Consider the following 23,290-nt stretch of genomic DNA (forward strand, 5'->3'; position numbering starts at 1 on the left):
TTTTGGTAAGTTAATTTATAAAGTTTTTTAATACTGATACACTATCCTTTTTCCCATATTGAAAGCAATATTTCTTCTGAACTCACAACTTCCACTTCACTTACCAATGAAGAAACTTTCTCCTCTTTTCCATCATTATCACCTATTTCTGTACAGTCATCTTGCTGTTCATTAAATGAATTTTTCCTTTGTTTCGCAATGCGTAATAATATTTTTATAAAATCATTATTGTTAATCATTATTGCAATTTCATCATTATCTAATACGCCGAAATCCCTTAACTCCTTCAATATTTTACCTAACTCTTCTTTCTTTTGTCTCAATTTTATTTTTTGTTGCTCCAACTTTTCTTTCTTTTCCACCCACAAATTTACTGCTGCTAATACTTTAGCAATAATTTTACCATCTATACTAGAGACTTCATTATCACTTAATAAAATGCCACTCTTTTTTAATAGTGCAACTTTTTTATTGAGTTTCTTTACTCGTGATGCTTCATCATCTATTAATTTATATGATAAAGATTTATATGTAACACTACGTAATATTGAAGGTAGTTTAAGATTAAGAGAACTGTATAAATTTTTGAAAATAAATGAATCATTTATCACAATTTCTGATTTACATAAAGTATAGTTAATATCATGGGTGCCAATATTCTGTAATTTGTACATACAAGTGAAAAGTTATGTAATTTGTGGAATATGGGCCATTATCAAATCTTCTAAGATTAATATTTATATTGCTCATTTTTTCACTATAACAAATGATAACCTTGCTGTTCTGTATTTATTACACTTCTAAATTAGCAACTATAATATATTATATAGTGTGCATAACAATAGTATATGCTGCTGGATCAATATTAAAGAAGCTACCTAGGTATAAAATTTATAGTAATATTTATAATCTCTGAAGTAACAGGGGACAGTAGGTAGTAGTACACAGGAGTGTTTCAATTTCTAAAAAAGTAAGTATTGAGTAAATAAATATTAATAAGTAGAGGTAGGTGGAGTTAAGTTTACTATAGCTCTTATTTATTAATAAGTTAGTAAATCTTTATTTTTAATACAGTATTATATGTAAAAATCTAATAAAAAACCTATAATATTCTATAATTTTTGTGTATACATTATTAACATATAAATTTGATAAGGTGTGTGAATGTCAGATGTAGAAAACAAACAAGAAGATAAGAGTATATCTGCTACTAAAGCAAGTAGCAAATTGCGCAACATATGTAGTTGTATATCAGAGGGGGGGGGGAAAAACAACATAAAAAGAGATTAGATAAAAGAGTAGAGGAACTCAATAAAAAAGTTGCACTATTAAAAAAGAGTGGCATTTTATTAAGTGATAATGAAGTCTCTAGTATAGATGGTAAAATTATTGCTAAAGTATTAGCAGCAGTAAATTTGTGGGTGGAAGAGAAAGAAAAGTTAAAACAAAAGAAAGAAGAGTTTGAGCAAAAGAAAAAACTGCGAAGTAAAAAAGTGATGCAGCTGAGGGAATGTGGTGTAATAGATAATGATGAAATTGTGGTCTCTATGTATAGAGATCTGCTGGATATATTATTAGACATTATGCATAAAAGGAAAAAAGACCTTGGCCAACTAAACAACATACAAGTAAATCATAGCAATCAATTAAGAGATAAAAAAAAAGATGCCTTAAATGCAAAAGTTACACTATTAAAAGAGTGCGGCATTTTACTTACTATTGATGAAGTTATGGATTATGATCGTAATAATTCTTATTTTGATTATTTGTTAGAATTTGCGAAGTGTCATAAAGAACAGAAAGAAAAGTTGGAGCAACAAAAAATAAAATTGAGACAAAATAAAGAAGAGTTAGGTAAAATATTGAAGGAGTTAAGGGATTTCGGCGTATTAGATAATGATGAAATTGCAATAATGATTAGCGATAATGATTTTATAAAAATATTATTACTCATTGCGAAACAAAGGAAAAATTCATTTAATGAACAGCAAGATGACTGTATAGAAATAGGTAATAACGGTGGAAAAGAAGAGAATGTTTCTTCATTGGTAAGTGAAGTAGAAGTTGTAAGTTCAGAGGAAATATTGCTTTCAATATGGGGGGGGGGAAAAAATAAGTTTCAGAGGTAAGTAGTAAAGTGTGAATAAAATCTGTGGATTTAACAAATATAATTATACAAAAAACTTTTAATAAATATATAATTTATATACACTTATTACTGTATGCAGTGTTACTGCAATAACTTTTAAAGTATATTAGCAGTAGAAAGTATATTTTTTAATATAAAGGGGTTAAATATGGTAGCTATAAAAGGAAAATTAGAGGGAGCTAATCGGGGTTCTGCTTCTATGGCAAATGAATATGGAAGTATTGTAAGTAGTTCATGCAACACAACAAGAGATGTTATGTTATGTTATAATTCATGTGTAAGAAATAATCGGGTGTATGGGTATAATTTAAATGAACATACATTATTAGTACAGGATGACATGTTTTGTTTCAATATAAGGAAAAACAGTGACTTAACTCGAAAAGATGTTATGCAAAGGTATAATAATGGTTGTGACAAAAAGCAATCATTTGACTTTAAAAGAAGTATATTACATGTAGGATTAACTAATGTGAATGTTGCATGTGTGAAAGTGAATAAATATATTAAAGGTGTGTAAGAAAATAGTCTTATCCCATCTTCAATGTTATGTAAACATTGCATGTAAATCTTTATCTAATAGATCAGCAGAGTGAAGCTTTATCTTTGCTTCAAGCATTAACATAACAAATGATAAATTTTTTTTAATGTAAATTAAAAATAAGCATAAAGGTATAAGTTTTATTAATATATCTAAGAAGAGAAGGTTATGGTGAAAACTTTAAGGCGGCATTTTACCAGTTTTCGGTAATATTAAAAACTAGATAGCTTCTTAAGGTTTATTATAGTGATTTATATGTTTATTGTATTACAAGTTTACCTGATAGTTTAGCAATTTGGTATTATGTTACCAAAGAAATAAGTGTGATGTTTATTATATAGATATTAAGTTAATTATTGAAAGATTTTTTAATTTGCACGTACAAATTAAAGCATATTGGTATTCATAATATTAATTATACTTTATATAAAGAAGAAATTTAGATAAATTTTTTTTAAAGTTTATATAATAAAATAACACTTTATTTTATACAACATTATGTATAAACCTTTGTGCATAAATTAACAAGTAGCAAAATATTACATTTATTTTAAAGTAATATCCAATTTGCTACTAGCTTTACTTAAATATTTTGTATTGCTATAGCTGATTATAGTTTTGTACTTTATATTAGTATGTATTTTAAAATTAATATATAAGAGCTGAGGCAGTAAATTTACTTTTAACGTAAAACTAACAGCATTATTATTTGTTTATAATGTGTATTTAAATTTAATAATAAGTAATTGTGATGATTTAGCAAATTGTGTATTTTAAAGTTATTTAATGAGATTCATTTAGTATTATAAATTTGTTGTTCTTATGCTAAAATTTTTTATTTATAAATATTATATGTTTTATATAACATTTTTAATTATGTAGTAAATCATATCTTATGTCATGATAAATTACTTATTATTTTATAAGGATTATTTTTTTACAATTATGTTTTTACGTAGTAGAATCCTTTTTAAGTGATCTAAATTTAGTTATTGGTAGAATATAATTAATTATGTGTTTTTACATTATTAATAAAATTTTCGTATATGCACATTTATTATAATGTTTTTAGCGAATTAAGCTAGTAATTTATTATTAGGTATGTAGTTTCCCAGCAAATTATGTTAAAGTATTTTATTTGAAACTATATAGATAAAGTAAGAAAAAGAAGTGAAATTTAATCATGATATATGCAAAAAATAGCTTGATTATTTTAAATAGTGTTTTACATAAAGTTAATGTTTAATATTAGATATGTAATAGTTAAATATTATTAAATATAATTATACACTGTATTTATAGTAAATATCATATTTAGTAACATATTAATCGAGTAAAAGTAGAGATTAATAAAAGAGTACAAATTCAAAAATACAAAAAAAGATTACTAATATATCAATTATATAAAGTTATTTGAGCAATAATAAAATTATATTCCTGAGTTTTTGTTAGATAAAAATTTTTCTGCATCAATTGCAGCCATACATCCTGTACCTGCTGCAACAATAGCTTGTTGATATATTTTATCCTGAACGTCACCAGCAGCAAAAATTCCAGGACAACTTGTTGCAGTGCTTGGATGGTAAGTGATAACATATCCATCATTATCTAAGTTTATTTTTGTATTATGAAGTATTCTTGTATTTGGAGTATGACCAATTGCTATAAATACTCCCTGTACATTAATAGTTTTTATGTTACCAGTTTTAACGGATTTAATTTTTATAGCATTAACGTTTTTATCACCTAATATTTCTTCTAATGTGCTATTCCATACAACTTCAATTTTTTTATTATTAAATAGTCGATCTTGTATTATTGCCTCAGCTTTTAAAGTATCCCTTCTATGTATAAGAAGTACTTTTTGTGAATATTTAGTTAAATATATTGCTTCTTCTACAGCCGTATTACCTCCTCCTACTACAGCAACATGCTTATCTTTAAAAAATGCTCCATCGCAAGTAGCGCATGCAGAAACGCCTTTCCCTTTAAAAAATTCTTCACTCTCTATTCCTAACCATTTTGCCTGTGCTCCAGTTGCAACGATAATACTATAGGCGATATACTTATCATTGAAAGCACTAGTACACTCAAAAGGATATTTATTTGTATTGATATTACTAATTTCATCAAGTATTATATTAGTACCCACTTTTTCGGCTTGTTGTTTCATTTGTTCCATTAATTCTGGACCTTGTACTGTGTTTGCAAAGCCAGGATAGTTTTCAACGTCTGTAGTTATAGTTAATTGTCCTCCTGGCTGCATACCCGTAACTAGAATAGGTTGTAAATTTGCTCTAGCAGCATATATAGCAGCAGTATATCCTGCTGCACCTGATCCTATGATTAGAACTTTTGTTGTATAGGTTTTAGACATTATGGTCTCTAATTTTTTTCAAGGTTATCAAGGTGTGATTTAAAATAATGCTCAACACCATTTTGTGAAGCTTCCATAGCTGCTTCTCCTTTTGACCATCCTGCTGGGCATACTTCTCCATATTTTTTATGATGATATATAGCATCTATTATACGGATAAGTTCATCTATGTTACGTCCTATAGATAAATCATTAATTGATTGGTGTCTAATTATAAAATCATTGTCAATAATAAACGTTGCTCTTAAAGCAACCTTATTGTTATGAAGAACACCATAACTTTGGGATATATAATGTGAATCATCTGCAATCAAAGGAAAACTGATTTTGTCTATGCCGCCCTTGTTAACACTAACATTACGCCAGTGATTGTGACAAAATTCTGAATCTGTACTAATACCAATAATTTCAGTATTTTGCGCAGTAAAGTTAGGTATTCTGTTATGCAAAGATATAATTTCTGTAGGACATACAAATGTAAAGTCACGAGGATAAAAGAACAAAATAGCACACTTTCCTGAAATATATTGCTTTAAATTAAAGTCACAAATTTTATCATTAGGCATCACAGCTTTTGCTGTAAAATCAATAGCTTGTTTTGTTACAAGATTCATAAAAAAAACCTATAAAAAATAATAGTTATTAGAAATCATAATATATAAATTCTAAGATTGTCACAATAGTTTTATTAATAGTATTGAATATTTATAAAAACAAACATATTATTAAGATTATTTAATTATAGTTAGATGAACATGTCAATTATAGCTGATAAGATGAATATTATTAAGCCATCTCCTACCTTAGAAATTGCAGGTAAAGCTATGCAATTAAAGGCAATGGGATTTGATGTTATATCATTAAGTGCAGGTGAACCAGATTTTGATACGCCAAATAGTGTTAAGGATGCTGCTATTAAAGCAATTAATGCTGGAAAGACTAAATATACACTTGTTGATGGAACTATAGAATTAAAGGAAGCAATATCTTATAAGATATATGCAGATTATGGGATAAGATATAATATTCAGCAAATTTCTGTTGGAGCAGGAGCTAAACAGTGTATATATAATTTGTTTATGGCAACATTAAATCCTGGCAATGAAGTATTAATACCATCTCCTTATTGGGTTTCTTATACAGATATTGTTAAAATTGCAGGAGGGAAACCTGTTATTATTAATTGTAATGAAACTTTTAAATTAAGTGCAGAATTGCTTGAACAATCAATTACTAAGAATACTAAGTGGTTAGTTATTAATTCTCCAAATAACCCTACAGGTATGGTATATACAAAAAAAGAGTTAAAAGATATTGCTCAAGTATTGCTAAGGTACCCACATGTGTATGTTATGACGGATGATATATACGCAAAATTAGTTTATGGTGTAAAGTTTGTTAATATTATACAAGCTGAATCTGCTTTGTATGATAGAGTATTTATAGTTAATGGAGTATCTAAAGCATATGCAATGACAGGGTGGAGAATAGGTTATATTACTGGTGATGAAAAAATAATTAAAGCGATTTCAATTATACAATCTCAAAGTACAACTAATCCTAATTCTATCGCTCAAGCTGCAGCAGTTGAGGCTTTAATGGGAGATCAGGATTTTTTAAAAGAAAGATTAAAACTATTTTCTGAGAGGCGCGATATAGTAATGAATATGGTAAGTAATACTCCTGGATTATCCGCTATTCTCCCTCAAGGAGCATTTTACGTTTTTATATCGTGTGAAAAAATGATAGGAATGAAAACTAAGAATGATCTAATAATACGAGATGGTACGGATTTTTCTAAATATTTACTGCAGGATTATAATGTTGCTGTTGTTCCAGGAGATGCTTTTGGTGCTGCAAATTTTTTTAGAATATCATATGCAACATCGAGTGAACAATTATTAATAGCATGTGAAAGGATTAACAAAGCTTGTGCAGAGTTGAGTAGTTTTTTATAAAAAAACACACTACTTAAATAAGTATTTTTATTTTTTAAAAATTTTGAGACCATGAAGCTTTATGTATTTTTAACATAATTATCAATAGTATTAAAAACTATAAAGTTACTTTTGTAAAAATACACCATTCATCTAGTCCAGAAAGTTAAGGATTTTATAGTGTGATAAAACTAATCAGCTAATCAGTATAAATGTGACATAGTAAATTATAGTAATTATACTAAGCATTAAATATGGCATTATTACTACTTTAACATAAGTATACTTTGTATATTATTTTATAATGTAAATATTTACATACTTGCCATAATACTGTTAATCAAGTTTCTTATAAGTGTGTAACATATCATTTTATTGTATTTACTAGCTCCTGATTTACTTTTACAGAATATTTTTTCATTAAATACTTAATTAGTTGATCCTTTAATGAATCGATATTACTATTATTGGTTTGTGACTTGAATTTTATGAAATCTAATTCTTTAATTTCTTGTGGGGTGTTAATACTTCTTAAAATTGCTACTAGGATCTTATCATTATTAGCATTTATAAACCCAATAGTAGAATTACCTATGTTTATACTAAAAATTTCATTGACTAACCCATAGGGATAATCTTGCCCGGGATTATCAGTGGATGCAACATCTATTTTACTTACTTTTTGATCTTTCTTTAATAAAACGCCGTCTATTTCTTCAATACTACCTCCAGATTTAACTTTTATTGTTAAATCTTTACTTAGTTTATACATTTCACTTATTTTGAAATTATTTTGCCATTTATTTATTAAGACATCTTTGCTTTCTTCAAAGGTTTTACTACGAGGAGGTGTAATTTCTGTTACGTTTATACTGAAATATCCACTACCGCTGCTTACAAAATTAGAAGGTTTGTTTATTTGTGATGAAAATGCCGCTACTGTAAAATCATCTTGTTTTTCTAAAAAACTAGGAGCATTAATACTGTTGCCATTTGAGTCAGTACCGCTAATATCAAAATTTACTATAGAATGAATTTTTAATGCATGTGAATCCGCTAACTTTTGCAAAGATATTCCTTGGTGAATTTGATTGTTCATTGTCTTTACAAATTTTGCTAATGCATCAGCAGCTTTTTGTTTTCTAATGCTTAGTGATACTTTTGCACTTAATTCTTTTAAATTGTCATCAGAAATTTTATGTATACTTTTCATTTTTATAATGTGCCATCCAAACACACTATGTAAAACATTACTCATTTCTCCTTCTTTTAATTTAAAAACAATACCTCTAATATTTTCTGGTAGCATATTTTTTGTAACATTTTTTAAAGTTATGTTTTCTAACGTAGTCTTTGCGACATCACTAACAATTGAATCAAAACTTTTTCCGTCATTAAGTAATTTATAAGCAGATTCAGCATCTTTTTGATTTAAAAATACAAGGTTAAAAATATCTACTTGGTTATCTAACTCGTTATTTTTAATATCATTTTTTATCTCTTCTGACGAAGCGGTAACTTTGTTAATAAAATCTTCTTCACTTACTGCTATATATTGAACAGTTCTATACTCTGGAAAAGATAATTCTTTACGATTTTTATTGTAAAGATCTTTCAGATCTTTATCATGAGGAATAGGAATATTTTTAATTGCTTTATTAGAAATTTCAATAATATCTACTACACGTGACTGATGTAAGTCTTTAAACATTTTTTTAAGAATATCATCATTATATTGTACATAAATGTTTACAGAGTTATTAAATAAACAACTCATTAATATTGCAATGGGAAACGAATTGTGTAAACTGCTTACATATGAATTTTCACTTATACCGGCACTTGAAAGTGCTTGCTGGAATTTTTCTTTGCTAAACTTTCCGTCATTATTGTGAAAATATTTTATGCTTTTAATATATTCTAATATGCTTTCTTTTCCCACTCTTAAATTAAGTTCTTGGCTTAACTTTTGTAAAACTTTTTCTTCTATTAGTCTATGTAATACAGAAGATTTAATATGAAACTGATTAATCTGCTCATCAGATAGTTGATGATTAATGAGCTGCTGTATATACATTATTTCATTGTGATAAGCGGCTTGAAATTCTTGTAAAGATATTTTATTACTTCCAATGGTTGCTACATATTTTTCATTGTTATAATTGGATAGGAAATAATTTCCAAATGCAATAAACACTAGAGAGCATATTAACGTTACTAATAGTAACTTAATAAAAACACCTTTTAACTTCATAATAATTATAAAACATAATTGAACATTTGCTCACTAATATAGCAAACAAAATTATATGTGCAAATGTTTTCCTAATTAATAGTTAATTTTTATTTCTATAATGTTGAGATAATAGCTACTAAAAATATGAATAATCTATGATTAAGACTTACACTTGTTTTATAATTAATGTAAAAAAAAATATATAAAAAAGTTTAAATTGAATTTATGTTTTTGTGTTTAATTACTAGTGTTATAGTTTTGTAGTATTTAAGTATAATGAATACTAATTTATTGAAAAATAACTGCTATATTGAAAAAAACTTACTGGCAAGAAATCTGTCAAATATAAATGTGGATTTTTATGATAAAGTAATTTTTACGGTAATGATATTTTTTTAATTTTAGTATGTTTAAAATAAGTATAAATGTTAACATATTTTAATATGCTATTCATATAATGTGATAAGCAAGGCTATTAAATTATACTTTTTTGTAATGTTAAGATGTGTAGTTGCTAATTTCGGATGCTAAGTAACTGTAATATAGTTCAAATATATTCTTAGTATATTATTATTCTATATTAGAAATACACTAATTTATATTTTTTAATGTTATGATGATTAATAAAGGCTAATTATTGTTAGCTATTTCAATAATGGTTAAATTTTTTTGAATTATATCTTTATTGTTTATTTTGTATTTGTAATGCATTTTTTTTATATTATTTTTGGAAAAATGTTCAGGTATGGGTTATACATTAAAGTTTTTACTTGTTTTGTGTTCAATATTTATTTGTTGTTATTTTTTTAGAAAAAATATTTTAATATTTTTATAATTTATATTGCTTTATTAAAGAAGCTGCATTATAAATTAATTTCGTCTTATAAAATTAATAATAAATTTTATATATTTTTATATGAATTTTGATATAAATTTGGTTTTATAATTTATTTTCATACGTATAATTTACTTGTAATATTTTTTTATGGCATATATCAAATTTAAATATTTATGTGGTAATAAAACAAAAGAAATTAGTAGTTAACGTAAAAGCATTGAACTTTGATAATTACAAAAAAATAATTTGCAAAATTATTGGGTGTGCTGATGTCCAAGATTTAGTAAGTACTAACGAATGATGAATGTTATGATAATTATTATTATGAAGGTAGTTATGTAAGATTCTATCTTGGGATTGTATGGTATTATTCTTTCTGGCTAGTATTGTTTTATGCTTAAATTGCTTTAATGATTGTGCCAAAATTTTCATAAACAATTGATTTTATAAAATTAGATAACACTATAAGTATTACTTATTGATATTTTTAAGTTATTATGTAGTTGTGATTTGTATATTTACTAATGTTTTAGTAAGAGAAAAACTTATTAAATAGTTTGTTGCTGCTTTACATAATTAAACTAGCTATAGATTGGTTAAAAGGTTATGGTAGGTAGATTATGAGAAATATATATTTTACATTTTCTTAAAATTTGTATTTTCATATATAGGATTTAAACTAAGTTGAGGTAATGTATTGTTAATTTTGTGTAACAGCATCATAACTGCAGTTTTGGCATTTATTGTAAACTTAGGAATATTTTTATACGTAATATAATTATCATCATAACGTATGCTATTATGATTTACTATACTTATACCACTTAGTGGAAGGATAGTGGTTGTGATTTGTATATTTATTAATATTTTAATAAGAGAAAAACTTACTAAATAGTTTGTTGCTGCTTTACATAATTAAATTAGCTATAGATTGGTTAAAAGGTTATGGTAGGTAGATTATGGGAAATATATATTTTACATTTTCTTAAAATTTGTATTTTCATATATAGGATTTAAACTAAGTTGAGGTAATTTATTTTTAATTTTATGTAACAGCAGCATAGCTGCAGTTTTGGCATTTATTGTAAACTTGGGAATATTTTTATACGTAATATAATTATCATCATAATGTATGCTATTATGATTTACTATACTTATGTCACTTAGTGGAAGGATATTTGATGAAAATACTTGAGTAAAAACTGTATTATTATGTGTATTTATTACAGATTTTATAGGGTTATTTATATTTTCTATGTATTGACGTATGGAATAAGCTTGCATTTCTAATGTGCTAATACCGTGAACTGTAATATTTGTTGTTAATTGAATTCCTTGAGCAGCAGCTATTCCTGCTCTAATACCTGTAAAACTTCCTGGTCCTATAACTACTGCTATATCTGTAATACTGTTATAGCTATTTTGAGATTCATCAAATATTGAATGAATTAATAAGAATAAGTCTTTAGTATGTTGATTATGTGAAGAATTTTCTTTATAAAATATATTATTTTTTTCGTCTAGAATAGCTACAGAGCATATATGTCCGGATGTATCTATGCTCATGATGTTCACGGAAGATTTCCTTTTTTTCGTAAAAATATACATTTATAGATTTGAAAAAATATTATTGCAAATGCACCATTACCAAAAACATTTATTGAAGTAATTATGGGCTCAAAAATTATGTACAATATTGCCATTAACGAAATCATTGTAGGGGAAAAGTGTAAATATTGTTGTAGTATAGGAATCATAACTACTATTCCTGTGCCAGGTACCGCAGCATCAGCAAACTTTAGTATTACAAAATAAATTGTAAAAAGTAAATATTCAGTACTGTTAATGGGTTGTTGAAAAGTTGAAGATATTATTAATGATAAAATAATAATAAAAAAACAATCTCCAATTAGATGTATATTTGTAACGCTTGGTATTACTATATTTGCAATATAATTATTAGAATTTTTTTGACTTGCAGATAAAGTAACAGGCATTGTAATTAAACTTGACATTGTGCTAAATGCTAATATAAGTGCAGGGATCATATTTTTTATAGATAGTATTGTTTTATGTAAAATAAAATTATTACTAATAATATATAAAAGAATTACATAGACATAAGCACAAGTAAAAAGCAAAAATAATACTGCTATATATTCTAATGGTAAAGAAATGAGAATTTTATCATCATGCATTTTAAATATAAAACCAATAATGAATATTGGTATTATTGTTATAAATATTTTTTTTAGAATAAATGTGCTTATATATAGTAATGTATTTGCTATTTTGGTTGCTTTGTCTTTCATAATTTTTGATAAGATGATACTAACAAAGAATCCTGATATTAAAGCATAACTATTGTTAATAATTGTTGGTAGGTGAAATTGATATAAAGGCTCCAATATTTTGCGATTTACTGTGGGAAGTATAATATTATTATTAGAAAGTAGGGCACTAGCCTTTATGCCGATAAAAGAAGCAATTGTAACAGATGTTATATTAGAGATTATAATTGTAAACACTAATAAAACTATAATTTTAAAAGCATTACTATTTTGTAATTGATTAATTGAATGAAAAATGAGGGAAAAAATAATGAATGGTAATATAAATATTAGTACTTCTTTTATAGATAAACTTAATGTATATGCAAGTGATCTGATAAAGTATGGTACGAAATCTGCAAATATAAAAGTACAGATTGCTAGTAGTATTATTAATAGTGGCATTTACGAGTAATTTATACGTACAATAAAAAAATGCACCCTGAGCGATTCGAACGCCCGACCTTTTGATCCGTAGTCAAAAACTCTATCCAGCTGAGCTAAGGGTGCTGGTTGATAATAGCTATATAATTTAATTTAGTTTATGTAAATAAAATTTTTTGTTAAAATGATATAGATAAAAGATATTGTAATGTAATGGGATATTTAAATATTAAACAAAAAAATAATTTAAGTAGTGTTATTCGTAAGTATTTAGGTTTTATTTTTAGATTTCGAGTATATTTATTTATTATTGTTAGTGTAATTTTACTTATTACTAATTTTACATATAGAAGTATGACAGAATATATACGTACTACTATTGTAGATAAAGGCTTAATTATTATTAATAATATTGATCTCTTTTTTAAAAAAAAATTTAATATATTTATAAATACAGAGAAGCCTTATAAATTTCACAATGATATTTTAAATAAAAATATATTATTAATGAGGGCTTTGTATGAAGAAAATTTAAAACTTAAACAATTATTAAATTTTGTATCATATTATGGGAATATTAAATATATTACGACTCATGTTATAAGTAGTGTAGTATATAATGGGGTCAGTAACTTTGCTTTTATTCCTCTTGGGAATGAAAGTGGTATAAGGGTTAATCAAGCAGTAGTAAATGAATATGGATTAGTTGGTAAAGTTGTAGATGTAGGAAAGCGTGTTTCACGTATATTACTTATTACAGATAGAAATTTTCATGTACCGGTTATGATAGTTGAGAGTGGGGTACATGCTATTATGACTGGTTCTCTTGATAAAAGGCTGAAATTAACACATTTTTCTTCTAATAAAGATGTTAAAAATGGAGAAATTGTAATAACAATTGGTGATAATGAGGATTTTCCTTATGGTATATATGTAGGTAATGTATTTAGTAATAATGTAATTACGAATGTGAATTTACAAGAGTTAAATTTTGTTAGTGTTTTAAGTATACAGTAAAGATCTTTTAATAGATATTAGAGCATTTTATATGCTTACATAAATATAGTTGTAAAAATTAATTTTTTAAATCCATTTTTTAAGCTATATAAAAAAGCGTATGTTTAATCAATTTAAAAAAATTTAAATAAGTGTTTTGTCTATGAAATATAAAGTAGTATTTTGCAATAAATTTATCATGCTATAAAATAGGTTTATAGGGTTGGTAGATTATGTTTTTGTAAGAATTCAATATTTATGAAGTATTAACTTATTTGTATTGATAATTATCTGTAATTTGATTATTTTATAAATTATCTTGTCAATCTTTATAATAAAAAGAAATTTGCTAAAAATGATTACAATTTTTAAATTTAAGTAGTACGTTATTTTTGCAATAAGTTAATCTACTACAGATCTAAAAGAAATATTATAAATAATGTGCTTTTAGTAGTTATTTATGGTGTGATACATAAAAGAGTAAAATATGTACTATTGATATGTCTTTGATTACTTATTAATCAGATAATTATGATATTTTGATAAAGCTTAATAAGTATATTACTGTATTGATGCGTAAGCACTTTTTTGATAGAGCTTATATGTTATTAATATGATAGTATGTGCATACTTGATACAATTTGGGTAATGTATTTATGTAGTTATTAGTATTATTAACGTTAGATTATATTTATTTAATATAACAATAATTTCATAATTACTATATATAGCTTTATATACACTGCTAGAGTTTTGCTTTAACTTCTTGACTACTATCTACTATAAGCAATGAACCCATCACATAGCTAAATGCTATAACTATGTTATAAGGTAGAGGAGGATTTTTGTGTGTTGATACAGTTTAAAAGGTTACTTATTGATAAATTTTTACAGAAGTTGCCTTATAATTTGATCTATTTTCTTATTTATTATTGCTTAATTAGCCTTTAATTTTGTTTAAATAATACATGAGAAAAATCATGCATTTCTTCAAGTACTTTACCAGTGCCTAATGCAACACAACATAAAGGGTTTTTAGCAATAAAGACAGATAAACTTGTTGCTTGACTAATAACTTTATCTAAGTTTCGTAACATTGCTCCGCCGCCTGATACTGTAATGCCTTTATCTACAATATCAGATGATAATTCTGGTGGGGTACACTCTAAAGCTACTTTAATTGCTGATATAATCTGGCTAATAGGGTCTATTAAACTTTCAGCAACCTGTTTTTCAGATAGTATCATTTCTTTTGGTATACCATTAATTAGATCTCTTCCTTTAATTGTAATTACATCACCATCACCTTCTGTAGGAGGAGTAGCTGACCCAATGCTTTTTTTAATTTTTTCAGCAGTTGCTTCTCCAATAAGGAGGTTATGATGTTTTCTTATATATGAAATTATTGCTTCATCCATAAGATCTCCTCCTACACGTATTGATCGTGAATATACAATTCCGCCTAGTGAAATAACTGCTACTTCAGTTGTTCCACCTCCAATATCAATAATCATTGATCCTTCAGGTTGGATAACTGGTAAATTTGCTCCTATAGCTGCGGCCATAGGTTCTTCTATTAAGAATACTTCGTGTGCTCCTGCACTTTCTGCAGCATCTTGTATGGCACGTCTTTCAACAGGAGTTGATCCTGATGGTACACAGATAATAATATTTGGACTATTAATGGTTTTGCGTTTATTTACGCTTTTAATAAAGAATTTTATCATTTCTTCTGCACCTTTAAAGTCAGCAATTACACCATCTTTTAGTGGTCTAATTGCTGCGATGCCACCAGGAGTCTTTCCTAGCATCATTTTTGCTTTTGCACCAAAAGCATAAGGTGTATAACTTCCTTTTTCTTTTAATAGCGCAACAACGGATGGCTCATTTAATACTATACCCTTGTTTTTTGCATATACTAGAGTATTTGCTGTACCTAGATCTATTGCAAGATCGTTTGCAAATAGGTGTTTAAGCATTAAAATATCATTACATTTTTGTAAGAAGTGACTTGTCTGTATTTTGGAAAATTTTGATAAATTTGTCATAATATATGTGCCAAGAATATATATTGTAGTTTAGGAGTGTTAGTTATTAACTGAGAGTGCTTTAATATTATTATTTGCATTTTTTATAGTGTTTTTTTATGTTATATATAATAATTATATCTAATTATAAGCAACATAGCATTATATTTGATAATGTTATTGTTTGCAATTAAGAATTTGACATAGTTTTATAATATTTTATGTATGGGTGGATAAATTTAGATAAACCTTACGGAATGAGTGCAGCACTTGCTGTTCATAAAGTAAAAAGGATTTTTAATATAAAAAAAGCTGGACATGCTGGTACTTTAGATCCATTAGCTACAGGAGTACTTCCTATAGCTATTGGTGAAGCTACGAAAGTTATTAATTATGCTGTGAATGCTGTAAAATCTTATGCATTTACTGTACAATGGGGATATCAACGATCAACAGATGATGCAGAAGGGAATATTATTAAACAAAGCTCCCTGAGACCTGATTATATTGATATAGTAAAAGTTATGGAAAAGTTTCAAGGAATTATTAAACAGATTCCTCCAAAATTTTCTGCAATTAATGTTGGTGGGATTAAAGCATATAAGTTGGCCAGAAAAGATTTTAGTAGTATTACTTTACAACCTAGATCTGTACGTATAATGGATATTAAACTAATTTCTGTAAATAAAGGAAATAATACGTCAGATTTTATCATTACTTGTGGTAAAGGGTTGTATGTAAGATCTCTTGCAAGAGATTTAGGAATAGAATTGGGATGTTTTGGATATATTTTGAGTTTACGAAGATTAAGGGTTGGATGTTTTTTTGAACAAAATTCTATTACTCTTGATAGTCTTGAGCACTTATATAGTATTAATAAGCATCATGATATTATATTACCATTACATTGTGTAATGGGTAATGTACCGCACATATACATAGGTTGTGAGGATGTAAAAAAGATAAAAAATGGTCAAAATGTTCAGTTAAATGACTTGTATGTACAGGAGAAGTATGGTATGTGTTATGTTAGTACGGGTAATGTGCCGGTAGCCGTTTGTAATATAATAGATAAGGTTATAAAGCCAGTACGTGTTTTTAATATCTAAAATTGGTAAATTTGGTTTTTTATTTATGTCAATTACATCTAAAAAAAAAAGCGAGTTAATTGCTGAATATCGTGTTACAGAGAATGATACAGGTTCTTCCTATGTACAGTGTGCACTTTTGTCGGAAAGGATACGTAATTTAACTGAGCACCTAAAAATTCATAAAAAGGATTTTCATTGTAGACGTGGATTAATAGTTTTGGTATGTAAAAGGCGTAAAGAATTACGATATCTTAAGAAAAAATATGGGAATGAAGCATATTTGAATTTAATAAAAAAATTAGGTATTAGAGATATTTTTCATTGATTATTAATTAAGTTTTGTTGTAGGAATTGGTGCTATGTTTAATATAATAAAGAAGTCTATAGAATGGGGAGGGCAAACTTTAGTTTTAGAAAGTGGTAAAATCGCTCGTCAAGCAAGTGGTGCTGTTGTTGTTGATTATGGTGGTACTTCAGTATTAGCAACTATAGTAGTAGGAAAATCTAAAGAGCCTGTAGATTTTTTACCGTTAACCGTACAGTTTATTGCAAAAAGTTATGCGATAGGTAAAATACCAGGTGGTTTTTTAAAAAGGGAAGGTAAGCCTTCTGATAGAGAAATGTTAGTTTCAAGGTTAATTGATAGAAGTATACGGCCATTATTTCCATCAGGTTTTTGTGATGAAGTGAGTGTTGTTTGTAATTTACTTTCATATGATACAGTAAGTCCTCCGGAAACTGCTGCACTAATTGGTGTATCCGCAGCTTTATCAATATCTGGTGTTCCTTTTAATGGTCCTGTTGTTGGAGCAAGGGTTGGATATTTGAAGCAAGAAAATAAATATTTATTAAATGCTTCAGTAGATGACATGACTAATAGTTGTTTGGATTTATTTTTATCTGGTAATGAAGATTCTGTTTTAATGGTGGAGTCTTCATCATCTGAGTTATCGGAAGATCAAATGTTAGATGCAATGACCTTTGCACATAAGAATTGTCAGCCAATTATAAGTTTGATAAAAGAGTTTTCTGATGCAGTTGGTAAGTCTTGTGAAGAATTTATACCTCATGATATTAGTGATTATGTATCAGTTATTGGTGATCTTTATAAAGATGATTTTACTGCTGCATATTCTGAGCAGGATAAAAAATTAAGGGCATTAGCACTAGATGATTTACGAGTTAAAGTACTTAGTAATTTAAAAGAAGATTGCGAAGCAAAGGGTACTAAATATGTAGAACAAGATATTGTGTATGCTACTAAAGTAGTTGAAAAATCTTTGATTAGAAGATATATTATTGATAATCAAAAAAGAATTGATGGTAGATCGTTTGATGAAATACGTCAGATAGAAATAGAAATAGATGTTGTGCCTAAGGCTCATGGATCTGCTTTATTTACACGTGGTAATACGCAAGCACTAGTTGTGACTGCTTTAGGTACCCCTCAAGATGAGCAGATAGTTGATGATTTTGACGGTGATAGAAGAGAAAATTTTTTATTGCATTATAATTTTCCACCATATGCAGTGGGTGAAGCTTCTGCTTTGCGTCCTCCTGGTAGAAGGGAAATAGGTCATGGTAAGCTTGCTTGGAAAGCTATTCACTCTGTATTGCCTGATAAAGTAGACTTTCCATATACTATTAGGGTGGTTTCTGAAATTACAGAGTCAGATGGATCGTCTTCTATGGCTACAGTGTGTGGTACTTCTCTTGCACTAATGGATACAGGTGTTCCTATAAAATCTCCTGTAGCTGGGGTTGCTATGGGTCTTATTAAGGAGCAGGATCAATGTATTATATTATCTGATATACTAGGAGATGAAGATTATTTAGGTGATATGGATTTTAAGGTTGCAGGTACATCTGAAGGTATTACTGCTTTACAAATGGATATGAAGGTTTGTGGTATAAGTTTTGAAATTATAAATCAATCTTTACTTCAGGCACGTGCAGGTAGAATTAATATTCTTAATAAAATGAATGAGGTTATTGATAAAGCTCGTGAATCTATAAAGGAGCACGCTCCTAGGATAGAATCTATAATTATTGATAAAAATAAGATAAGAAATCTCATAGGTACTGGGGGAAAAAATATAAGAGATATTTGTGAAAAAACAGGTGCAAAAATTGAAATTTTGCAAAGTGGTGTAGTTATGATCTATGCTGTTAATAACGTGGCTGTTGAAAAAGCAAAGGATATGATTCTTGAATCTGTAACAGAACCAGAAATAGGTAAAGTTTTTGATGGGATAGTTGTTGAAATTGTGAAATTTGGTGCATTTGTAAATATCTTAGGAAGTAAAAAAGGATTAGTTCATATTAGTGAAATAAGAAATGAACATATAAATTCAGTAGAAGAGGTATTATCTTTAAGTGATAAAGTGAAAGTTCTGGTAATAGATATTGATCGGGAATATATTCAGCTCTCTATACGTAGGGTTGATCAAGATACTGGAGATGTGATTGAAGGTGAATTATATAACCCTTCAAAAAAAGGCTTTTCTGATGATTTTCATAATACGGGTGGAGGTTTTAAAGATTATAGTAGTAATCGTATAGATAAAAGAAGAAATAATAGCCGCTCTTCTTCTCGTAGATCTTCTAATTATTATGGAGAGTCAGGGAATAGTCGTTATAATAATCGTAATGGTAATGATTCTATACCAAAGAAGCCAAGGTTTTTTTAATATGTGGGTATGCCTATATTTGATAGAAATCTTGTAAGATGTTATAAAGATAGAGCTATTGAGAATGGTCTTTATTCTAATTTCTTATTTGATGAAATAATAAATATTATAGTAGATAGGTTACTTTTTTTACGTCTTGATTTGGGGTGTTTTTTGTTAAATCTAGGATGTAGGAATGGTATATTATTAAGGAGTTTATTGCAAAAAAAGATAATATCTAATGTTAATCAAGTATTACAATCTGATGTTTCTTATGGTTTTTTGTCAAAGGTAAAGTCTGGATATAAAGTGGTAGCTGATGATGAAGCTTTACCTTTTAAAAATAATATTTTTGATGTTGTGGTTAGTAGTATGGCCTTACACAATGTTAATCATTTGGTAGATGTGCTAAACAATATACGTGCATTATTAAAGAAAAAAGGTGTATTGATTGCTACATTATTTGGAAGTAAAACATTGCTTGATTTAAAAATGTCTTTTATTAAGGCAGAAATGGATTATGGAGCTGCCCCTAGAATACTTCCATTTATTAATCCTAGAGAAGCAATATTGTTAATGCAAAAGAGTGGTTATAAAGATTTAGTGGTAGATGTTAATACTATTGAGTTACAATATAATAATATATATGTTTTATTGCATGATTTGAAAAACATGGGAGAAGGTAATGTTTTGAGTGTTAGAGATAGTAAATCACTTACTCGAGGAATCATTGATAAAGCATGGCATATATATAAAAAATTTTTTTCAAGTGATGGGATAAATGTTTCAGCAATATTTGAAGTGATTATATTAAAAGGAGTAAATCAATAGATATTAATGAATACTTATTTTTTTTTTAGGCTAATCAGTAATGGATAAAATAAGAAATTTTGCAATAATTGCTCATATTGATCATGGTAAATCTACTTTGGCTGATCGATTAATAGAGGAATGTAATGGATTAGAACAAAGAGATATGAAGAATCAGGTGCTTGATTCTATGGATATTGAAAGGGAACGTGGTATTACCATTAAGGCTCAAACTGTAAGGTTGAATTATAAATCCAAGGATGGAAAAGTTTATTGTTTAAATTTAATAGATACGCCTGGTCATGTGGACTTTTCATATGAAGTGAGTAGAAGCTTAGCAGCTTGTGAGGGTTCATTACTTATAGTAGATAGTAGTCAAGGAGTTGAAGCGCAAACTTTAGCAAATGTATATAAGGCTATAGATAGTAATCATGAAATTGTTGTTGTATTAAATAAAATTGATTTGCCTGCCTCTGAGCCAGAAAGGGTTAAGTTGCAAATTGAAGAGATGATAGGTATTGATACAAATGATGCAATTCTTACGTCTGCAAAGGTAGGAATAGGTATTCATGATGTATTAGAAGCAATTATCAATAAACTTCCTGCTCCTAATGGGAGTTTAAGTGATCCATTAAAAGCTATTTTAATTGATAGTTGGTATGATGTATATCTTGGTGTTGTGATATTACTTCGTGTCAAAGATGGAATTATAAGAAAAGGAATGAAGATAGTTATGATGTGTAGTAATGCAGTATATCAAGTTGATAATGTTGGAGTTTTTACACCTCGTAAGCAAATGGTTGACCAGTTATCTGTTGGTGAAATTGGCTTTATTACTGCTTCTATTAAAGAAGTAGCAGATTGCAAAGTTGGTGATACTATAACTGAAGAAGGTAGAAGGTGCAAAGATATTTTTTCTGGGTTTCGTAGTATACATCCTGTAGTGTTTTGTAGTTTATTCCCTAGTGAAGCAGGAGATTTTGAGTGTTTGCGTGAAGCACTAAAAAAATTGCATCTTAATGATGCAAGTTTTACATTTACTATAGAATCTTCTAATGCTCTTGGATATGGGTTTCGTTGTGGATTTTTAGGTATGTTGCACTTAGAAGTAATTCAAGAAAGGCTTGAAAGGGAGTTTGATTTAGATTTGATAGCTACAGCTCCGAGTGTAGTTTATCAGGTTATTACTAGAAATTGTGAAGTAAAAGATATCTGTAACCCTAATGATTTACCTGAAATGCATGATATTGTAAATATTAAAGAACCTTGGGTTTTGGCAACTATTATGGTTCCTGATAAATATTTAGGTGCTGTACTTTTATTGTGTAATAATAAAAGAGGAGAAAGAAACGATTTGTCTTATACAGGGAATATAGCACTATTAGAATATAAACTTCCACTAGCTGAAATGGTATTTGACTTCTATGACAGATTAAAGTCTGTATCTAAAGGTTATGCAAGTTTAGATTGGGAGATGGATAAGTACTTAGATACCGATATTGCTAAATTAAATATTTTAATAAACTCTGAGCCTGTTGATGCTCTATCTTGTATTATTCACAAAACAAAAGCAGAAATAAGGGGTCGTGAAATATGCAATAGATTAAAGGAATTAATTCCTAGACAACAATATAAAATTGCTATACAAGCAGCAATAGGAGGTAAGGTTATTGCTCGTGAAACTATAGCACCATATAGAAAAGATGTTACTGCAAAAGTTTATGGACGTGATGTTACCAGAAAAATGAAATTATTGGAAAAACAAAAAAAAGGGAAAAAAAGATTGAAATCTATTGGAAACATTAACATTCCACAAAATGCATTTATTCAAGCATTAAAAATACAGGATTAATAATTTTTTGCTGTTCTGTAAAAGAGTATATAGAGTTTATTATTTTTATAGTGTTGCTATTTTAGGTATTTAATTTATAGGCAAGTTTCTTGTGAGTTCATTAATTTACTGCATATGTTAAGTAATATTTATTAATTTAGTGAAAAATATCTAATAAGGTTGTCTTTATACTATTCTAATTTATTAATAATAAAGATGATGTGCTGTTATGATAGTAGAAGAAGTATATTTCTAAAATAATGTATTTTATAAAATAATTTACATTTATTTATTAAATAATGTTATACAATTTTTTTTGTATATCTAATGTTTTTGTTTATGCGTATGTTTTATACGGAAAAAAATTTCATTAAAATAGTTAATAGCTGTATATTTATATTAGATTTTTTTGTTTTATTTTTATATCGTGAACAGCTTTGAATCCAAAATATACTGATATTTTTTCTATAATTGTTGGTATTGCATATTGTATGTAAATAGCGTGGCCTCCGTTATTTACAGCTAAATATAAAATTCCAGAGTTGCTGTTATTTAAAAATGATAATTTTTCCGGACGAGAAATTTGTGCTATATCTTTGCCTACAATATCGTTCCAATTAAGTAAAATTCGCATTTCTGTTTTACTGATATTATACTCATTGCATTTTTTTAGGATAAAGCTTTCAACTGTAATTTTGAGTTTTTTATAACTTGATCCTTTTTTGTAAAACTGCATATAAATTAATATTAGTACTTTTTTATATTACTTCACTTTCTATCTTTATGATATATTAAATGTAAAGTAGTACATAGCTTTTTTATAAGATACATAATTATTGTTTAAGTAATTTCCTTGCCAAAAGGATTTATTTAGTATAGCTGGTACAGATGTTTATTCAGTTAGTTTTTAAGTTTATTATTTTACTAGGTAGGATTTGCTTAAAATAATTTAATATTATAATTTGCATTTCTAATATGAAATAATGTGTTAGCATTTGTATAAATATTGGTGCTTTGGATAATATTGTTGTACGAATTTTCCTTTAATAAAGCGATTCATTATATTACTTCTTG

20 protein-coding genes and 1 tRNA gene are annotated in these 23,290 nt (G+C 27.3%); 11 read left to right on the forward strand and 10 right to left on the reverse strand.

Annotated features, from left to right (window positions below):
• Positions 1-41: 41 nt before the first annotated feature.
• Complete coding sequence (locus tag NLO413_RS00485) at positions 42-674, reverse strand: hypothetical protein (protein WP_045808609.1); 633 nt, start codon at positions 672-674, stop codon at positions 42-44.
• Positions 675-1,164: 490 nt separating this feature from the next.
• Between NLO413_RS00485 and NLO413_RS04940 the strand changes: the two genes are divergently transcribed.
• The 3 genes from NLO413_RS04940 (at position 1,165) to NLO413_RS00495 (ending at position 2,669) form a co-directional block, all read left to right on the forward strand.
• Positions 1,165-1,290: a hypothetical protein gene (locus NLO413_RS04940; RefSeq protein WP_269744818.1), complete on the forward strand. Its 126-nt coding sequence runs from the start codon at positions 1,165-1,167 to the stop codon at positions 1,288-1,290.
• On the forward strand, positions 1,245-2,129 hold the full coding sequence (locus NLO413_RS00490; RefSeq protein ID WP_045808610.1) for a hypothetical protein: 885 nt from the start codon (positions 1,245-1,247) through the stop codon (positions 2,127-2,129). The genes NLO413_RS04940 and NLO413_RS00490 overlap by 46 nt, the downstream gene beginning before the upstream one ends.
• Positions 2,130-2,297: 168 nt before the next feature.
• Entirely contained in the window at positions 2,298-2,669 is a 372-nt protein-coding gene (locus NLO413_RS00495) for a hypothetical protein (RefSeq protein ID WP_045808611.1), read from the forward strand.
• Positions 2,670-4,119: 1,450 nt separating this feature from the next.
• Here the strand turns inward: NLO413_RS00495 and trxB are convergent.
• Positions 4,120-5,067 carry a thioredoxin-disulfide reductase gene (trxB, locus tag NLO413_RS00500; protein WP_045808612.1) on the reverse strand — a complete coding sequence of 316 codons (948 nt, stop codon included), beginning with the start codon at positions 5,065-5,067 and terminating at the stop codon, positions 4,120-4,122.
• A gap of 8 nt (positions 5,068-5,075) precedes the next feature.
• The gene (locus tag NLO413_RS00505) at positions 5,076-5,681 is read right to left on the reverse strand and encodes a peroxiredoxin (RefSeq protein ID WP_045808613.1); all 606 of its coding nucleotides are present in this window, start codon (positions 5,679-5,681) and stop codon (positions 5,076-5,078) included.
• Between the two features lie 141 nt (positions 5,682-5,822).
• Between NLO413_RS00505 and NLO413_RS00510 the strand changes: the two genes are divergently transcribed.
• Positions 5,823-7,025: a pyridoxal phosphate-dependent aminotransferase gene (locus tag NLO413_RS00510; protein WP_045808614.1), complete on the forward strand. Its 1,203-nt coding sequence runs from the start codon at positions 5,823-5,825 to the stop codon at positions 7,023-7,025.
• A 346-nt stretch (positions 7,026-7,371) separates the two neighbouring features.
• On the opposite strand, the gene NLO413_RS00515 is transcribed toward NLO413_RS00510, so the two are convergent.
• The 4 genes from NLO413_RS00515 to NLO413_RS00525 form a co-directional block, all read right to left on the reverse strand.
• Positions 7,372-9,258 carry a peptidylprolyl isomerase gene (locus tag NLO413_RS00515; protein WP_045808615.1) on the reverse strand — a complete coding sequence of 629 codons (1,887 nt, stop codon included), beginning with the start codon at positions 9,256-9,258 and terminating at the stop codon, positions 7,372-7,374.
• A 1,051-nt stretch (positions 9,259-10,309) separates the two neighbouring features.
• Positions 10,310-10,510: a hypothetical protein gene (locus tag NLO413_RS04900; RefSeq protein ID WP_198138885.1), complete on the reverse strand. Its 201-nt coding sequence runs from the start codon at positions 10,508-10,510 to the stop codon at positions 10,310-10,312.
• A 543-nt stretch (positions 10,511-11,053) separates the two neighbouring features.
• Complete coding sequence (tsaB, locus tag NLO413_RS00520) at positions 11,054-11,644, reverse strand: tRNA (adenosine(37)-N6)-threonylcarbamoyltransferase complex dimerization subunit type 1 TsaB (protein ID WP_232295923.1); 591 nt, start codon at positions 11,642-11,644, stop codon at positions 11,054-11,056.
• A gap of 5 nt (positions 11,645-11,649) precedes the next feature.
• Entirely contained in the window at positions 11,650-12,747 is a 1,098-nt protein-coding gene (locus tag NLO413_RS00525; protein WP_232295924.1) for a cation:dicarboxylate symporter family transporter, read from the reverse strand.
• On the opposite strand from NLO413_RS00525, the gene NLO413_RS04920 reads away from it, so the two are divergent.
• The gene (locus NLO413_RS04920; protein ID WP_232295931.1) at positions 12,680-12,823 is read left to right on the forward strand and encodes a hypothetical protein; all 144 of its coding nucleotides are present in this window, start codon (positions 12,680-12,682) and stop codon (positions 12,821-12,823) included. The two genes, NLO413_RS00525 and NLO413_RS04920, sit on opposite strands and share 68 nt — an antisense overlap.
• 21 nt (positions 12,824-12,844) lie before the next feature.
• Here the strand turns inward: NLO413_RS04920 and NLO413_RS00530 are convergent.
• Positions 12,845-12,918 (reverse strand) — tRNA-Arg (locus NLO413_RS00530).
• 87 nt (positions 12,919-13,005) lie between these two features.
• On the opposite strand from NLO413_RS00530, the gene mreC reads away from it, so the two are divergent.
• A complete protein-coding gene (gene mreC, locus NLO413_RS04745; RefSeq protein ID WP_052690356.1) occupies positions 13,006-13,809 on the forward strand; it encodes a rod shape-determining protein MreC in 804 nt (267 codons plus the stop codon).
• Between the two features lie 926 nt (positions 13,810-14,735).
• Here the strand turns inward: mreC and NLO413_RS00540 are convergent.
• Entirely contained in the window at positions 14,736-15,767 is a 1,032-nt protein-coding gene (locus NLO413_RS00540; protein WP_045809330.1) for a rod shape-determining protein, read from the reverse strand.
• Positions 15,768-16,036: 269 nt separating this feature from the next.
• Between NLO413_RS00540 and truB the strand changes: the two genes are divergently transcribed.
• Genes truB through lepA form a run of 5 tightly spaced genes read left to right on the forward strand, consistent with a single transcriptional unit; the run spans position 16,037 to position 22,237 of the window.
• Positions 16,037-16,924 carry a tRNA pseudouridine(55) synthase TruB gene (gene truB, locus NLO413_RS00545; protein ID WP_045808617.1) on the forward strand — a complete coding sequence of 296 codons (888 nt, stop codon included), beginning with the start codon at positions 16,037-16,039 and terminating at the stop codon, positions 16,922-16,924.
• 25 nt (positions 16,925-16,949) lie between these two features.
• A complete protein-coding gene (rpsO, locus tag NLO413_RS00550) occupies positions 16,950-17,231 on the forward strand; it encodes a 30S ribosomal protein S15 (protein WP_045809331.1) in 282 nt (93 codons plus the stop codon).
• A gap of 34 nt (positions 17,232-17,265) precedes the next feature.
• Positions 17,266-19,596 (forward strand): polyribonucleotide nucleotidyltransferase, encoded by a 2,331-nt coding sequence (pnp, locus tag NLO413_RS00555; protein ID WP_045808618.1) that lies wholly within the window; start codon positions 17,266-17,268, stop codon positions 19,594-19,596.
• A 9-nt stretch (positions 19,597-19,605) separates the two neighbouring features.
• Positions 19,606-20,406 carry a class I SAM-dependent methyltransferase gene (locus tag NLO413_RS00560; RefSeq protein WP_045809332.1) on the forward strand — a complete coding sequence of 267 codons (801 nt, stop codon included), beginning with the start codon at positions 19,606-19,608 and terminating at the stop codon, positions 20,404-20,406.
• Positions 20,407-20,446: 40 nt separating this feature from the next.
• On the forward strand, positions 20,447-22,237 hold the full coding sequence (gene lepA / locus NLO413_RS00565) for a translation elongation factor 4 (RefSeq protein ID WP_045808619.1): 1,791 nt from the start codon (positions 20,447-20,449) through the stop codon (positions 22,235-22,237).
• Positions 22,238-22,610: 373 nt separating this feature from the next.
• Here the strand turns inward: lepA and NLO413_RS00570 are convergent, their stop codons facing one another.
• On the reverse strand, positions 22,611-22,952 hold the full coding sequence (locus NLO413_RS00570; protein ID WP_045808620.1) for a DUF721 domain-containing protein: 342 nt from the start codon (positions 22,950-22,952) through the stop codon (positions 22,611-22,613).
• Positions 22,953-23,290: the final 338 nt, after the last annotated feature.

This window comes from Candidatus Neoehrlichia procyonis str. RAC413 (genome assembly GCF_000964795.1).
In the GTDB taxonomy this organism is placed as follows: domain Bacteria; phylum Pseudomonadota; class Alphaproteobacteria; order Rickettsiales; family Anaplasmataceae; genus Neoehrlichia; species Neoehrlichia procyonis.

Coding starts and splice junctions, on each gene's coding strand:
- lepA (WP_045808619.1), top strand. CDS start 20,447: ATGGATAAAATAAGAAATTTTGCAATAATTGCTCATATTGATCATGGT.
- NLO413_RS04940 (WP_269744818.1), top strand. CDS start 1,165: ATGTCAGATGTAGAAAACAAACAAGAAGATAAGAGTATATCTGCTACT.
- pnp (WP_045808618.1), top strand. CDS start 17,266: ATGTTTAATATAATAAAGAAGTCTATAGAATGGGGAGGGCAAACTTTA.
- tsaB (WP_232295923.1), bottom strand. CDS start 11,644: ATGAGCATAGATACATCCGGACATATATGCTCTGTAGCTATTCTAGAC.
- NLO413_RS00510 (WP_045808614.1), top strand. CDS start 5,823: ATGTCAATTATAGCTGATAAGATGAATATTATTAAGCCATCTCCTACC.
- NLO413_RS00560 (WP_045809332.1), top strand. CDS start 19,606: ATGCCTATATTTGATAGAAATCTTGTAAGATGTTATAAAGATAGAGCT.
- NLO413_RS00505 (WP_045808613.1), bottom strand. CDS start 5,681: ATGAATCTTGTAACAAAACAAGCTATTGATTTTACAGCAAAAGCTGTG.
- NLO413_RS00485 (WP_045808609.1), bottom strand. CDS start 674: ATGTACAAATTACAGAATATTGGCACCCATGATATTAACTATACTTTA.
- NLO413_RS00515 (WP_045808615.1), bottom strand. CDS start 9,258: ATGAAGTTAAAAGGTGTTTTTATTAAGTTACTATTAGTAACGTTAATA.
- NLO413_RS04920 (WP_232295931.1), top strand. CDS start 12,680: ATGAATGGTAATATAAATATTAGTACTTCTTTTATAGATAAACTTAAT.
- trxB (WP_045808612.1), bottom strand. CDS start 5,067: ATGTCTAAAACCTATACAACAAAAGTTCTAATCATAGGATCAGGTGCA.
- NLO413_RS04900 (WP_198138885.1), bottom strand. CDS start 10,510: ATGAAAATTTTGGCACAATCATTAAAGCAATTTAAGCATAAAACAATA.
- rpsO (WP_045809331.1), top strand. CDS start 16,950: ATGTCAATTACATCTAAAAAAAAAAGCGAGTTAATTGCTGAATATCGT.
- NLO413_RS00570 (WP_045808620.1), bottom strand. CDS start 22,952: ATGCAGTTTTACAAAAAAGGATCAAGTTATAAAAAACTCAAAATTACA.
- truB (WP_045808617.1), top strand. CDS start 16,037: ATGTATGGGTGGATAAATTTAGATAAACCTTACGGAATGAGTGCAGCA.
- NLO413_RS00540 (WP_045809330.1), bottom strand. CDS start 15,767: ATGCTTAAACACCTATTTGCAAACGATCTTGCAATAGATCTAGGTACA.
- NLO413_RS00495 (WP_045808611.1), top strand. CDS start 2,298: ATGGTAGCTATAAAAGGAAAATTAGAGGGAGCTAATCGGGGTTCTGCT.
- mreC (WP_052690356.1), top strand. CDS start 13,006: ATGGGATATTTAAATATTAAACAAAAAAATAATTTAAGTAGTGTTATT.